Source organism: Clostridia bacterium (assembly GCA_014360065.1).
Classification (GTDB): Bacteria; Bacillota; DSM-521; order Neomoorellales; family JACIYF01; genus JACIYF01.
Genome location: JACIYF010000233.1, coordinates 1 through 1,869, shown reverse-complemented (window position 1 = coordinate 1,869; position 1,869 = coordinate 1). Strand labels below are relative to the sequence as shown.

Below are 1,869 nucleotides of genomic sequence, written 5' to 3'. Positions count from 1 at the left end.
TACCATCCTGGCCCGGTTCCAGGACCAAAACCGCATCACCCCCGGCCTGGCCCGGGAAGTGGCGCTGGCGGCCGATAAGGGCATCGTCCTTGGCACTACTGACAAGCGGTTCGATCCCTTTGGCACCGCTACCCGGGAGCAGGCGGCAGCCATGCTGGCCCGGATGTACCGGCAGCTGCCCTAGCACCTAAGTCGCAGAAAGTAGTCTAGCCCCCTGGTGTTTCAACATGCCAGGGGGCTTTCGTCTATTGCCTGCCTCCACGCGATCCACTATGATGGGCATTGCTACTGGAGAAGCGGACAAAAACCGCCTGGCCATGATTTTGCGCCGACTTGCTAGAGATGGTGCACGAAACCAGGATTAGAATAGGCCAGCGTTGGCGGGAGGAATTGCCGGCGGTCCTAGGCGGCGGGCATATGCTGGGTTATGCAGTGGATCCCGCCGCCCCAGAAGTTTACGCTTTCGGCGTTGATGCCGATTATTTTCCGGCCGGGGAACACGCTTTGGAAGGTGCGCCTCACTTGCTCTTCCACATCCCTCAGCCGGTCTGAGCGCCCTGGCTTCCAGTAAGTGGGCATTAGGACAGCACCGTTGGTAACCGCGTAATTCAAATAGCTCCGTACTGGAATTTTGCCGGCGGCGTCGAGTTCGCCATAAAGGGTAGGGGGCATGGGTATCCTGATGATGCGGAAGGGCTTGCCGTCCTGGTCGGTGGAGTTCAAAAGGATGCGGTAATTCTGTTCCAGGCGCAGGTATGACTCCTCGGAGGTGGAATTGGTATACCTATCCTCAGGCAGCACTTGCGCCAGAAGAATGGTACCGGGGTTGGCAAAACGGGCTATTTCGTTAATGTGACCTTTGGTGATTAGGTCGTCTTCGGCCAATCCCCGTTTCAGCCAGATTATCTTCTTGGCGCCCAGGACCCGCCTGTATTCATTTTCAATCTCAGCTTTAGTCATTCCCGGGTTGCGGTCCAGGGCCACCGACTCTGTGATCATGATCGTGCCCCGGCCGTTGGACTCTACCCCGCCGCCTTCGGAAATCAGGCTGCTAGCGACCAGGGGTAGTTGGAGGAGCTGGGCGACCCGCTTATCTACTTGGCTTTCAATATCGATAAAGGACTGATCTTGGCCCCGGCCGTAGTCGTTGAAGCCAAAATCCACCACGTGTAGCTGGTTCTGGCCGTCTTTGACAAAAACCGGGCCCACATCCCGGCACCATATGGACTGGTGGTCAATGGGGTAGTAACGGACATTGTTGCCCCGGTAACCGGCGCTTCGAAGTAGGTCGGCAATTTGCTGGCCTTCTTCGCTGCTCCGGACGATAAGGTTTACCCGGATGTAAGGGTCGAGGGCCTTAATAATATCGATGAAGACGGGATACACAGGATCGCCGGCGGCGCTGTACCCTGCTCCCGGCCACTGCATCCAAATGGCCTGCTGTTTTTCAAATTCACCTGGGAAGACAAAGGCAGCAGGTCGGTTGGCTCCGTATTCTGCTGGCTTCTTGTAGGCGGCCTTCACCGACAGGATTAGTGCCAGAGCAAGGAACGCCAGGATGATCAGACCATATCGCTTAGTCACTCTTTCCCACCTTCTACAAACCAGGTCTCAGGCCCGGCCGGTATCCCAGGCTGTCATCTTGCCGCTAAGTTACCGAGCCAACTGCCGCTGTGACCGCTGGCCGCTGGAGGGGCGAGGGTCCCTACTACTAAGATACCCAACCATCCGGCGCTGTACCCATGCCCGCATTTGGATTGCCATTAAGCCATTAAGGCTAGGCCTGGTTGTCGACCATCCCGGCACAAAGCTTAGCCCAAGCTTAGCCTGCAGCTAATCCTGCCTTTATCGGAGTTTTACAGATTTAGG

The 1,869-nt window shown here is 56.9% G+C and carries 2 protein-coding genes; one reads left to right on the top strand and one right to left on the bottom strand.

The features are described 5' to 3' along the window. Positions 1–184 (top strand): S-layer homology domain-containing protein (locus tag H5U02_15395; protein MBC7343804.1); only part of this gene is annotated, 184 nt, incomplete at its 5' end. Positions 185–402: 218 nt separating this feature from the next. On the opposite strand, the gene H5U02_15390 is transcribed toward H5U02_15395, so the two are convergent. Then, positions 403–1,584 (bottom strand): agmatine deiminase family protein, encoded by a 1,182-nt coding sequence (locus tag H5U02_15390; protein ID MBC7343803.1) that lies wholly within the window; start codon positions 1,582–1,584, stop codon positions 403–405. Positions 1,585–1,869: the final 285 nt, after the last annotated feature.